This is a genomic window from Providencia alcalifaciens (genome assembly GCF_915403165.1).
In the GTDB taxonomy this organism is placed as follows: Bacteria; Pseudomonadota; Gammaproteobacteria; order Enterobacterales; family Enterobacteriaceae; genus Providencia; species Providencia alcalifaciens_C.
Window position 1 is genome coordinate 1 of the sequence record NZ_OU659204.1, and the last position, 13,044, is coordinate 13,044.

8 protein-coding genes are annotated in these 13,044 nt (G+C 44.5%); 7 read left to right on the top strand and 1 reads right to left on the bottom strand.

Annotated elements, in window-relative coordinates; genetic code table 11:
* The 5 genes from dnaA to LDO73_RS00025 all read left to right on the top strand — a co-directional run bounded on the left by dnaA (position 1) and on the right by LDO73_RS00025 (position 9,287).
* The gene (dnaA, locus tag LDO73_RS00005) at positions 1-1,398 is read left to right on the top strand and encodes a chromosomal replication initiator protein DnaA (protein WP_224059641.1); all 1,398 of its coding nucleotides are present in this window, start codon (positions 1-3) and stop codon (positions 1,396-1,398) included.
* A gap of 5 nt (positions 1,399-1,403) precedes the next feature.
* Positions 1,404-2,504, top strand: a complete 1,101-nt coding sequence (dnaN, locus tag LDO73_RS00010) for a DNA polymerase III subunit beta (RefSeq protein ID WP_132496996.1) — start codon at positions 1,404-1,406, stop codon at positions 2,502-2,504.
* A gap of 9 nt (positions 2,505-2,513) precedes the next feature.
* Positions 2,514-3,608 carry a DNA replication/repair protein RecF gene (gene recF, locus LDO73_RS00015; RefSeq protein ID WP_036950667.1) on the top strand — a complete coding sequence of 365 codons (1,095 nt, stop codon included), beginning with the start codon at positions 2,514-2,516 and terminating at the stop codon, positions 3,606-3,608.
* 18 nt (positions 3,609-3,626) lie between these two features.
* A complete protein-coding gene (gene gyrB, locus LDO73_RS00020) occupies positions 3,627-6,041 on the top strand; it encodes a DNA topoisomerase (ATP-hydrolyzing) subunit B (protein ID WP_224059642.1) in 2,415 nt (804 codons plus the stop codon).
* Positions 6,042-6,299: 258 nt separating this feature from the next.
* Complete coding sequence (locus tag LDO73_RS00025) at positions 6,300-9,287, top strand: autotransporter domain-containing protein (protein ID WP_224059643.1); 2,988 nt, start codon at positions 6,300-6,302, stop codon at positions 9,285-9,287.
* Positions 9,288-9,404: 117 nt separating this feature from the next.
* On the opposite strand, the gene asd is transcribed toward LDO73_RS00025, so the two are convergent.
* Positions 9,405-10,511, bottom strand: coding sequence for an aspartate-semialdehyde dehydrogenase (gene asd, locus LDO73_RS00030; protein WP_224059644.1), 1,107 nt, complete (start codon positions 10,509-10,511; stop codon positions 9,405-9,407).
* A 344-nt stretch (positions 10,512-10,855) separates the two neighbouring features.
* Here asd and LDO73_RS00035 point away from each other — a divergent pair, with 344 nt between their 5' ends.
* Both LDO73_RS00035 and yidZ read left to right on the top strand, forming a co-directional pair.
* On the top strand, positions 10,856-12,040 hold the full coding sequence (locus LDO73_RS00035) for an MdtL family multidrug efflux MFS transporter (RefSeq protein ID WP_224059645.1): 1,185 nt from the start codon (positions 10,856-10,858) through the stop codon (positions 12,038-12,040).
* A complete protein-coding gene (gene yidZ / locus LDO73_RS00040; RefSeq protein ID WP_224059646.1) occupies positions 12,033-12,998 on the top strand; it encodes an HTH-type transcriptional regulator YidZ in 966 nt (321 codons plus the stop codon). The genes LDO73_RS00035 and yidZ overlap by 8 nt, the downstream gene beginning before the upstream one ends.
* Positions 12,999-13,044: the final 46 nt, after the last annotated feature.

Consider the following 13,044-nt stretch of genomic DNA (forward strand, 5'->3'; position numbering starts at 1 on the left):
GTGTCACTTTCGCTTTGGCAGCAATGTCTTGCCCGATTGCAGGATGAACTACCTGCCACAGAATTCAGTATGTGGATACGCCCTCTTCAAGCTGAATTAAACGATAATACACTGGCACTGTATGCCCCGAATCGTTTCGTCCTTGATTGGGTGAGAGATAAGTACATCAATAATATCAATGAATTATTGAATGACTTTTGCGGTTCTGATGCCCCTGCTCTACACTTTGAAGTAGGGAATAAACCGTTAACGGTTGCGCCAGTGAGCACTCAAACACGCGTTAGTAATAATAATGCAATGCCGTCGTTCACGGTGCCATCCGCCCCTGTAAAACCAAGTTGGGATAACTCAAACAAAGTACAACCCGATGTAGCTTATCGTTCAAATGTTAACCCTAAGCACACGTTTGATAACTTTGTTGAAGGTAAATCAAACCAACTGGCTCGCGCGGCAGCGAGGCAAGTTGCTGAAAACCCTGGCGGCGCTTATAACCCTCTGTTCCTTTATGGTGGAACAGGCTTAGGTAAAACTCACTTATTACACGCCGTGGGTAACAGCATTATGCAACACAAGGCCAACGCCCGCGTGGTCTATATGCATTCTGAACGATTTGTACAAGATATGGTCAAAGCATTGCAGAACAACGCCATTGAAGAATTCAAGCGTTATTACCGTTCTGTTGATGCATTACTTATTGATGATATTCAATTTTTTGCCAACAAAGAGCGTTCACAAGAAGAGTTTTTCCATACATTCAACGCCCTGCTTGAAGGCAATCAACAAATTATTTTGACCTCTGACCGTTATCCAAAAGAGATCAACGGCGTAGAAGATAGATTAAAGTCCCGTTTCGGCTGGGGTTTGACCGTTGCGATTGAACCACCAGAGTTAGAAACCCGTGTGGCTATTTTGATGAAAAAAGCCGATGAGAACGAAATCCAACTGCCCGGTGAAGTGGCATTTTTCATCGCAAAACGCTTACGTTCTAATGTGCGTGAGTTAGAAGGTGCATTAAACCGCGTTATTGCTAACGCGAATTTTACCGGTCGCGCTATCACTATCGACTTTGTTCGAGAAGCGTTACGTGACCTATTAGCACTGCAAGAAAAGCTGGTAACTATTGATAATATTCAGAAAACTGTTGCTGAGTACTATAAAATCAAAGTCGCTGACTTACTTTCTAAGCGCCGCTCTCGTTCTGTCGCTCGTCCGCGTCAGATGGCAATGGCACTGGCGAAAGAGCTGACAAACCATAGTTTACCTGAAATCGGGGATGCTTTTGGCGGTCGTGACCACACCACGGTGTTGCACGCTTGTCGTAAAATTGAACAATTACGAGAAGAAAGCCATGACATCAAAGAAGATTTTTCAAATCTAATCAGAACATTATCATCTTAATTGCTATGAAATTTATTATAGAACGCGAGCAGTTATTAAAACCGTTACAACAGGTTAGTGGCCCTTTAGGTGGACGTCCAACGTTGCCTATTTTAGGAAACCTTTTACTTCACGTAAAAGAAGGTGCCCTGCAACTAACGGGAACCGACCTAGAAATGGAGATGATGGCCAATGTTCCGCTCACCCGTGAGCATGAAATTGGTGCAACCACGGTGCCTGCGCGCAAGTTTTTTGATATTTGGCGTGGTTTACCGGAAGGTTCTGAAATCCAAGTCGAGCTTAATGATGACCGACTGCTTGTGCGTTCTGGACGCAGCCGTTTCTCATTATCCACCTTACCTGCTGCTGACTTCCCGAACTTAGATGACTGGCAAAGCGAAGTCGAATTCTCTCTGCCTCAATCCATACTGAAACGTTTAATTGAAGCGACCCAGTTTTCAATGGCGCACCAAGACGTTCGTTATTACCTGAACGGCATGCTGTTTGAAACTGAAGGGCAAATGCTGAGAACTGTCTCCACAGACGGTCACCGCCTTGCGGTTTGCTCGATGGATATTGGTCAAGAGTTGCCATCCCATTCTGTGATAGTGCCTCGCAAAGGTGTCATGGAATTAATGCGTCTGCTAGATGGCGGCGATGCGTTATTGCAGCTACAAATTGGTAGCAACAATATTCGTGCTCATGTTGGCGACTTTATCTTTACCTCTAAACTCGTTGACGGCCGTTTCCCTGACTACCGCCGCGTTCTGCCAAAGAATCCAGATAAAACCTTAGAAGCTCGCTGTGATTTGCTCAAACAAGCCTTCTCACGCGCAGCAATTTTGTCTAATGAAAAATTCCGTGGCGTGCGCTTATTCTTCAGTGAAAACCAATTACGCATCACGGCGAATAACCCTGAGCAGGAAGAAGCGGAAGAGATTGTTGATGTTAATTACCAAGGTGGTGAGATGGAAATTGGCTTTAACGTCAGTTACATCCTTGACGTCTTGAACGCGCTGAAAAGCGAAAATGTCACACTGTTTTTAACGGATGCCGTTTCTAGCGTACAAATTGAAGACTCAGCAAGCCGCTCTGCGGTCTATGTTGTTATGCCAATGCGTTTGTAATCAGTCCGTATGATCCTTTCGCGTTTATTGATCCGCGATTTTCGTAATATAGAAGACGCCGATCTCTCCCTTGCAACTGGGTTCAATTTTTTAATTGGGCCTAATGGGAGTGGCAAAACCAGTGTACTGGAAGCAATTTATACACTTGGGCATGGGCGAGCCTTTCGCAGCATTCAGGCGAATAGAGTTATCCGTCATGACCAAGAACAATTTATTTTACATGGTAAACTGGGACACTCAGACACCGAACGTAAAACATTGTCCCTGGGTTTGAGTAAAAACCGCGAAGGCGACAGTAAAGTCCGAATTGACGGCACCGACGGGCATAAAATTGCGGAACTCGCAAAGTTATTGCCAATGCAGCTTATTACCCCTGAAGGGTTTACCTTGCTGAACGGCGGTCCAAAATATCGACGTGCGTTTATCGATTGGGGATGCTTTCATAATGAAGCACTCTTTTTCTCAACGTGGTCGGACTTAAAACGTTTGTTAAAGCAGCGAAATGCGGCTTTACGACAAGTGACTCGTTATGAGCAAATTCGCCATTGGGATCAGCAACTCGCCCCAATTTCAGAACAAATTAGCCAATGGCGCGGCGAGTATATTGCAGGTATCGCAGAAAATATTGAGCAAACCTGCAAACAATTTTTACCCGAATTTTCACTTTCAGTCTCTTTCCAACGTGGCTGGGACAAAGAAATTGATTATTCAGAACAGTTAGAGCGGCAGTTTGAGCGCGATAGAGCGTTAACCTACACCGCATCGGGGCCACATAAAGCTGACCTGCGAATTCGAGCCAACGGCATTCCCGTTGAAGATATGCTCTCTCGCGGCCAACTGAAATTATTAATGTGTGCACTCAGGTTAGCGCAGGGTGAATATTTCACCCAACAGAGCGGGCAACAATGCCTGTATCTACTGGATGATTTTGCTTCAGAACTTGATTCTGGTCGTCGGCAATTATTAGCGGCTCGACTCAAAGCTACGCAAGCACAAGTGTTTGTAAGTGCTATTACGCCGGCGCAAGTCAATGATATGATTGATGCCAACAGTAAGATGTTTAGTGTAGAGCAAGGCAAAATAGAAGTTCAACCTCAGGAATAGAAAGAGCAGGAAACGTTGATGTCGAATACATATGACTCCTCAAGTATCAAGGTATTAAAAGGACTGGATGCGGTGCGTAAGCGCCCGGGCATGTATATCGGTGATACCGACGATGGAACAGGTCTTCATCACATGGTCTTCGAGGTTGTGGATAACGCTATCGATGAAGCCTTAGCCGGTTTCTGTGACGATATCGTCATCACTATCCATGCCGATAACTCCGTCTCTGTCCAAGATGATGGACGTGGTATCCCTACGGGCATCCACGAAGAAGAAGGTGTCTCCGCTGCAGAAGTCATCATGACCGTTCTGCACGCTGGCGGTAAATTTGACGACAACTCCTATAAAGTTTCCGGTGGTCTGCACGGTGTAGGTGTTTCGGTTGTTAACGCCTTATCTGAAAAACTTGAATTAGTGATCCGCCGTGACGGTAAAGTCCACGAACAAGTGTATAAACACGGAGAGCCACAAGGTCCTCTAACTGTGGTTGGTGAAACTGACCAAACAGGGACTCGCGTACGTTTCTGGCCAAGCATGGATACCTTCAAAGGTATCACCGAATTCGAATACGACATTCTGGCAAAACGCTTACGTGAACTCTCATTCCTGAATTCCGGTGTTTCCATCAAACTCATTGATAAACGAGATGGTAGAGAAGACCATTTCCATTATGAAGGTGGGATCAGAGCATTCGTTGAGTACCTGAGCCGTAACAAAACTCCAATTCACCCATCCGTATTCTATTTCTCCACAGAGAAAGACGGCATTGGTGTGGAAGTTTCCATGCAGTGGAACGATGGTTTCCAAGAGAATGTTTACTGCTTCACTAACAACATTCCTCAGCGCGATGGCGGTACCCACTTAGCCGGCTTCCGTGCTGCGATGACCCGTACCCTGAATAACTACATGGAAAAAGAAGGCTACCAGAAGAAAAGCAAGGTCAACGCAACAGGTGACGATGCTCGTGAAGGCTTAATTGCCGTTATTTCTGTGAAAGTGCCAGATCCAAAATTCTCTTCTCAGACCAAAGAAAAACTCGTTTCTTCAGAAGTAAAAACCGCTGTAGAAACCATGATGAATGAGAAGTTAGTTGAATATTTATTAGAAAATCCAAACGACGCCAAAATCGTTGTTGGCAAAATCATTGATGCTGCTCGTGCCCGTGAAGCTGCACGTAAAGCACGTGAAATGACCCGTCGTAAAGGAGCATTAGATTTAGCAGGCTTGCCAGGTAAACTAGCGGACTGCCAAGAGCGTGACCCTGCATTATCTGAACTGTACTTAGTGGAAGGGGACTCTGCGGGCGGATCTGCAAAACAAGGTCGTAACCGTAAGAACCAAGCAATTTTGCCACTGAAAGGTAAAATCCTGAACGTGGAAAAAGCGCGTTTCGATAAAATGCTTTCTTCCCAAGAAGTTGCGACACTGATCACCGCATTAGGCTGTGGTATTGGTCGCGATGAATATAACCCAGATAAACTGCGTTATCACAGCATCATCATCATGACGGATGCTGACGTCGATGGTTCGCACATTCGTACATTACTGTTGACCTTCTTCTACCGTCAAATGCCAGAAATCGTTGAACGTGGCCATATCTTTATTGCTCAGCCGCCACTGTATAAAGTGAAACGCGGTAAACAAGAGCAATACATTAAAGACGACGAAGCGATGGACGACTATCTGATCTCTATCGCGCTGGATGGCGCTGAGCTGCACTTAAGCGCGGAAGCCCCAGCCATGAAAGGCGAACAACTGGAAAAACTGGTTGTTGAATACAATGCAGCACACCGTATTATCCGCCGCCTTGAGCGTCTATACCCACAAGCGCTGCTAAACAGCTTAGTGTATCAATCTACACTGACTGAAGACGCACTGAAAGATAGCGCGCAAGTTGAAGAGTGGGCGAAAACCTTAGTGGCACGTTTAGAAGAAAACGAGCAAGCGGGTAGCTCTTACAGCTATATCATTCATGAAAACCGTGAGCGTCAGCTATTCGAACCAACCATTCGTATCCGTACCCATGGTGTTGATAGCGACTACAACCTCGATTTCGACTTCGTTCATGGTAGCGAATACCGCCGTATCACCGAATTAGGTGACATCATCGGTGGGTTAATTGAAGAAGGCGCTTATATTCAACGCGGTGAACGTCGCCAGAATATCGACAACTTCGAGCAAGCATTAGAGTGGTTAAGCCGTGAATCTCGTCGTGGTTTATCCGTACAGCGTTATAAAGGCCTTGGTGAAATGAACCCAGAACAACTTTGGGAAACTACCATGAACCCTGAAACTCGCCGCATGATGCGTGTAACGGTCAAAGATGCCATTGCGACTGACCAGCTGTTCACCACCCTGATGGGGGATGCGGTTGAACCACGCCGTGCCTTTATCGAAGAGAACGCCTTAAAAGCTGCGAACATCGATATTTAATCGATTTTCCTGCGAAGTCATTGAATAACCCTATACTTCGGTATAGGGTTATTTTTTTATTTAATTTTAATCTTAAGTATCTATTTATTATTAATTCCAATTCAAACTTAATTAAATAAAATGACTAATTGAATTTAATTAATAGAATGAAGAATAAAAATAAAGTTTGTCTTATTTTATTTTCTATTTATAGAAAATAAAAATTACCTCATTAAGATGAAATAGGTTTTATCCTCTCTAAAAATCTATAGGTCTATAATGAACAAAATAACTCCCGCGGTATCGCTCGGTCTATTTGCTCTATTTAACGCCCAAATAACCTTTGCAAACTCAGATTATATTGATGCTAGTAAATCTATCATTGAACAACGAAATCAGCGATTTGACGAACTAAGAAATCAGGTAATCCCACCGTATCCAACCCCACAATCCCAAGCGGCGCAATGGGATAAAGACGTTAGCCAGCAGTCAATGCAATTAACAGCAAAACGCAAAAAGAACGCTGAAAAAGATAAAAAAAGCACGCCAGAATATATTTTTAATATTTACCGAGAATACCTATTTAATCAAAAAGGATTTAATTATAATGATTTTAAAGAAATTAAAGCCTATAACCGTTTAGAAAATTTATTCCATTTAGCTACCTTTGCAGATGACCCAATTCAAAACCGTCCTCGCTCAATGGATTTTATTCTCAAAGACTATTATTTACGTGGTCGCCCAAATCAAGTACTCGATGATAAAGGTGAATATTTTCCAAACTATGTCGTTATTACAGGCTCTTCTTACCCAAGTGGACATACTTGGAATGGATTTAAACAAGCGGCTGTATTTGCCACGATTTTTCCAGAAAAAGGCGCTCAATTTTTTAATCGAGCCATAGGCTATGGCGAAAGCCGCGTAATTGTCGGCGCACATTTCCCAACCGACACCATTGCCTCGCGCTCCGCCAATTATTATCTTCTCGCTCATTTACTCAAAGAGGATAAAACCGCCAATGCACTGATTAGCCAAGCCAAAGCGGTACGCCAAGCGCTCAATAGTCAATGCGCCATCAATGATAAAAAATGCAAACCACCAATAGGCTCGCTCCCCTCTTTTAATGAAAACCTAGGTTATTACGCTAAGCAGAGTGAGCAGCCATCACAGCTACTTCTCGTTGACCAAGTTCCTGCTGACGCCGCATATTTGCTACGCTCTCGCTTTGCCTATCTTAATCAATCTCAGTGGCAGCAAATTATTGCAGGCACCGCTTATCCTACAAACTCTTTAGCGGGCTGGGGCGTTAAGCAGGATCAACCGGAAAGCCATTGGGGGCTGATTAACTTACCCAAAGCCTACAAAGGTCCAACGCATCTTGCTGAAGATTGGGTTGTGAATCAGCGAGTGACGCAAGACGATGTTGCTAACGTCGGCATAGCCGATACTTGGAGCAATAATATTGAGGGTAAAGGGCGCTTAATTAAACAAGGAGAAGGGACTTTAACCTTAACGGGTACTAACCGTTTTGCAGGGCTGGATATACAACAAGGCCGTGTGGTTTTAACCCAAGAAAACCACTTAACAGGCCCCATCAACATCAATGGCGGGGAGCTTAGCGCCAAACATCTCTTGCATGTACCCGTTGACGTCACCAATGGCACATTAGCGCTCACGCACGGCATCAAAAATACAGTGACATTAAACCAAGGAGCTCGATTTATTGGTTCCGGCCAAGTTAATGATTTAGTGGTTAACAACGGCGCTATCTTAACCCTTGGCGATAATACTAAAGACCCAACACGCCGTATAATGGTGGATAATACCGCCACATTCCAACCCGGTAGTGAATTCCATGTGAGTCTTCAAGCAACAGACATACAGAACTTTGATGCCCTACAGTCTAGCGGTACTGTGACAATCAACGGCGGTAAGGTCAAAGTGTTCTTCGCTGAGAAATCACTGCCATTCAATGAACGTATACCAAATGAAGATGAAATTCAGGGGCGATTCCGCTCCGAATATAGAATTATTAGCGCTAAAAAAATCCAAGGGAAATTTGATAGCGTAGAACCAAACTATCTGTTTATCGGCACGACATTAGATTACGGTGAAGACTCTCGCTCACCCACCACGAAACTGGTAACACTCAACGTCGGGCGTAGCGACCTGGCATTCGATACATTTGCAAAAACGCCAAACCAAGCCGCCATTGCTCACGCTCTTGAAGATCTCCCTCTTAGCAACACCCTGTATGAACGCTTAGTGCTCAGCAAAACCACCGCAGGGGTTAACAGCCTTCTTCACACCCTATCCCCACAAATTCATATCGATACCTTAGCGAGCCAGTTGAATAACCATCGCCAATATCACGGCACGCTGCTGCAACAAACACGCTCATCGGAAAATCTCGTCAAAGAGCGTGGAGATAACCGCGGCAATGTGTGGGTCAATATTCCCTACCATTGGGACAGAACCCAAAGCGATGGAAATGCATCCGGCTTTACCAATAGCAATTATGGCGTGTACTTAGGGGCGGATAAGCATTTCTTTAATGATGACTTTATCTTTGGAATGAGCTCCGGTTTTACCAAAAATTCCGTCTCAGGCGGTGTCGGTCATAGCCATAGCAACAACTATTATTTAGCCGCTTACGGCTCATTACGATTAGCGCCAATCACCCTTCGCGCAGGGCTTGGGCATACATGGCACACCATCAAAACGGATAGAACCGTCAATTCACCCATTTATTCCGATCACAATACCGCTGATTATAAAGGCAAAACTAACCACTTATTTATGGAAGCTGCTTACCCGTGGAAATCGGCATTTATCAACGCCGAGCCATTTGCCAACTTTGCCTTTACTAATGCAGAAAGCCATGGATTTAAAGAAAAAGGGGAAAAAGCCTCGCTCACTACAGGTCGCCAATCCCTCGATGCCACAACCACAACGCTGGGATTACGTTTAGATAACCAATGGAAAGTGGGCAATACATCCTCAATCGATGTACATGGGGAATTCGGCTGGCAACATCAATATGACAAGCGGGTACGTGAAATGGCATTTCGATTCGCCCACCGCGACCTGGTTGCACCACCGCTTAACTATCACGGCGTTAATGCACCGCAAGACGGAGTGGCTATCAAACTGGGTTCCAGCCTTCAGCTAACAGATAATTTCAAACTGTCCATGGATTACAGCCAATTTACTGCCAAGGGGTATTTAGAAAATAATCTTGATGCCAAATTGTTAGTGTCGTTTTAATTCGTTGGTTTCTTTGTAATTCATCAACACCACAAACATTAGCATAATAAAAAATGGCACCGGAGCGTTTAATCACTCCGGTGCCATTCTTATTTTTAACCGTTAAAGAAAGCGGAGCTACAGCAGAATTCTCAACATACGGCGCAGAGGCTCCGCAGCCCCCCACAGTAATTGGTCACCCACGGTGAAGGCTGAAAGATACTCAGGGCCCATATTCAACTTACGCAGACGCCCCACTGGCGTGCTTAGTGTGCCCGTCACTGCCGCAGGAGTCAGTTCACGCATGGTGATTTCACGGTCATTCGGCACCACTTTCACCCATTCATTATGGGAAGCCAGCAGTTGCTCCACTTCATTCAGTGGCACATCTTTTTTCAGTTTCAGGGTGAACGCTTGGCTATGGCAGCGTAATGCCCCCACACGGACACATAAACCATCAACCGGAATAATATTGCTACCCGTTGCCAAAATTTTGTTGGTTTCCGCCTGCCCTTTCCACTCTTCACGGCTTTGACCGTTATCTAGCGCTTTATCAATCCACGGAATCAAACTGCCCGCTAGCGGAACGCCGAACGCATCCGTTGGCATGGAGCCACTGCGCGTAAAGTCTGTGACTTTTTTCTCAATTTCTAAGATAGCCGACGCTGGGTTTTGCAGCTCTTTCGCCACTTGCGCGTGTAAAGAACCCATTTGCGACAAAAGCTCACGCATATTACGTGCACCCGCACCGGATGCCGCTTGATAAGTTGCTACTGAAGCCCACTCAACCAAGTTATTCGCAAACAGACCGCCCAACGACATCAGCATTAAACTCACCGTACAGTTACCGCCGACGAAGGTCTTAATGCCTTTATTTAAGCCGTCTTGGATATGCTGCTGGTTAACTGGGTCTAAAATAATAATCGCATCGTCTTTCATACGCAGTGCAGACGCGGCATCAATCCAGTAGCCTTTCCAGCCCGCTTCACGTAATTTTGGATACACTTCATTGGTATAATCGCCGCCTTGGCAGCTAATAATAATATCCAGTGCGCTCAGTGCATCGATATCAAATGCGTCTTGCAACGTGCTGCGATGACCGCCAAAAACTGGTGCCTCAGCTCCGTGTTGGGAGGTGGTAAAAAAAACCGGATGAATAACGTTAAAATCCCCTTCTTCTACCATTCTTTGCATCAATACGGAGCCGACCATTCCACGCCAGCCAATAAACCCTACATTTTTCATTCTCTTCACCCTGTCTGTTTACATACATCACCCAAAAAATTTCTACCCTCGACTTTCACTTTGCCAATCGAAGCTGGAAATTTTTCGGAAAGATAAAATTCAGAAACCATCAACCAACCGTATTAAACGTGACAAAATATGAACCAGTGTGCAAGTGAATTTCATCACTAATAGCAAGAAGATTAGTAATAACGCTAATAATTAGTAACGACGTTAATAATTAGTAAAAAGTTATTGATTTATAATTTCCATTTTGGAAAATACTATTTTCCAATTAATCCATACATTCAATTACTCAACCCAATTAAGATTAACGGGTTAATCCTCATAAAGTAGCGAATCTCATGACTAAATATGTCCTCTTCAGTTTCTGGATTGTCCTTATCTATCCTTTGGGTGTTGATCTCCATTTAACCGGTATTCCTTATATTGCCGCTGATTTAAATGCCAATGAAAGCCAGCTCCATGTGGCGTTTTCCATCTATTTAGCCGGTATGGCATCCACCATGTTAATTGCCGGATGGTGTGCAGATCATATTGGTCGAAAACCTGTTGTTCTCGTTGGTACAATGGTATTTGCCATCGCCTCTGTTATCGCCGGAAATGCCACATCTATTGATACCTTTTTAGTGGCACGATTTTTTCAAGGGATTGGTGCAGGCTTCTGTTATGTCGTGACTTTCGCGATTTTACGTGATGTTCTTAGTCCACAAAGACGAACTAAAGTGCTCGCCGCAATGAATGGTATAACCTGTATTGCGCCAGTGCTCGCGCCTGTCATTGGATTTGCTATTTTGCTGATCCACCACTGGTCTGTGATGTTCTACTTTATGGCCGGTTATGCAGTTATCAGTATGCTATTTTGCCTAATCTCAATTAAAGAGACTAAGCCTTCTTCTACTCCATCAACAGAGCAATCAACCAACCAACCTGCGGCAGAAGAAAAGTTATTTAGCACCTTCTTTGTCACGCGCTTGATTATTTCCTGCTTTGGCATGGGCGTGATCCTGACTTACGTGAACGTCGCCCCAATTATCTTGATGGAAAACCTTGGATTCACAACGGGCCAATACTCTACCGCCATGACCTTGCTGGCGATGGTGAGTATGGGAACCTCATTCTTTATGCCAAAACTGATTTCGACATTTAATAGCCGAACCTTACTGAATACCGCATTAAGCCTATTTTTGGTCAATGGCGTCCTGCTTTCCATCTATCTGCTTGCACTCCCACATTTGGCGCTGCTGTACATCGTCTTCGCCTTCTGTGGTGTTGGTTTCTCCATGCAGTTCGGCATCATCATGAGCCAAGCGTTATCGCCATTTGCAAAAAAAGCGGGTATTGCCAGTTCTGTTTTAGCCATCTCACAATTAAGCTGTGCCTCCGCGTATATTTGGGTGATGGGTGTGATGGGCGTTCCATCAATCAGTATGTTGTTAATTATCTTGCTTGCGGCGGGAATGATTGGCATGGTGTTGCTAAGAGTGCCCACCACGCAAGTCAACCAACAGGTCGCTACATGTGAATAAGCAACTGCATCGATTAGACTTAAATTTACTGGTTATTCTGCAATATCTGGTGGAAGAACGCAGTGTTAGCCTCGCAGCTCAACGCCTTGCAATCACCCCATCATCAGTCAGTAAGTCGTTGTCTAAACTACGCCAATGGTTCGATGACCCTCTATTTATCCGCAGCCCGCAAGGGCTGCTTCCTACCCCACTCATGCTACGCATTGAAAAATCACTGCCTGAGTTTTTAAATCTCTCACACTATATCGCTGAAATTCGTGATACCGAAAAACCACGAGGCATGACTTTCCGCTTAATGATGGAAGCACCGTTAAACTTAATCATGCTTCACGATTTATCCCTGAATATCCTCAATCAATACCCAGAATCGGAGGTCATTGTACGGGATTGGGATTATAACTCGTTGGCAGCACTGATTGCGGGAGATGCCGATATCGGGTTAGTCGGTCGTGAAAGTTTTCATTCGTCCAAAGAGTCGATTAACCACCTGCCAGATATTCTTAATTTCGAAGTATTATTCACCGATAAACCTCTGGCATTTATCCGCAGTGACCACCCCATTTTGCAAGAAGAATGGACGCTGGCAAATTACCTAAAATATCCGCATATCAGCACCGAATTTGGTAACCGTATCCCGTGGGCGCTCGATGATTTACTGGAAACCATGGGATTACATCGCCAAATCCATTTATCCTTTTCGACCTTTGAACAATCCCTCTTAATGGCTTCTCGCCCGGATCATAACCTTATTACTAGCTCCCCCGGCTATTGCCAGCACTATGTTAATGATTTCAATCTTGATTTAGTCTGCCTTCCTCTGCCTGTTGATGACATTCTCTACCAGCAGCTCGAAATTCCTTTTTTGATGCTGTGGCACAAACGTAATTCCTATAACTCAAAAACCTTATGGTTAAGGGAGCAGATCAAAAATAGTACGCTTGAATTTGTGAAACCCTGACTTTGTGAAATTTTAAGCCTGTAAAAACATAAAAAAATGCCATGGC

Excerpts from the sequence above, each read along its gene's own strand:
- asd (WP_224059644.1), bottom strand. The coding sequence starts at position 10,511 with ATGAAAAATGTAGGGTTTATTGGCTGGCGTGGAATGGTCGGCTCCGTA.
- LDO73_RS00035 (WP_224059645.1), top strand. The coding sequence starts at position 10,856 with ATGACTAAATATGTCCTCTTCAGTTTCTGGATTGTCCTTATCTATCCT.
- recF (WP_036950667.1), top strand. The coding sequence starts at position 2,514 with ATGATCCTTTCGCGTTTATTGATCCGCGATTTTCGTAATATAGAAGAC.
- dnaN (WP_132496996.1), top strand. The coding sequence starts at position 1,404 with ATGAAATTTATTATAGAACGCGAGCAGTTATTAAAACCGTTACAACAG.
- LDO73_RS00025 (WP_224059643.1), top strand. The coding sequence starts at position 6,300 with ATGAACAAAATAACTCCCGCGGTATCGCTCGGTCTATTTGCTCTATTT.
- gyrB (WP_224059642.1), top strand. The coding sequence starts at position 3,627 with ATGTCGAATACATATGACTCCTCAAGTATCAAGGTATTAAAAGGACTG.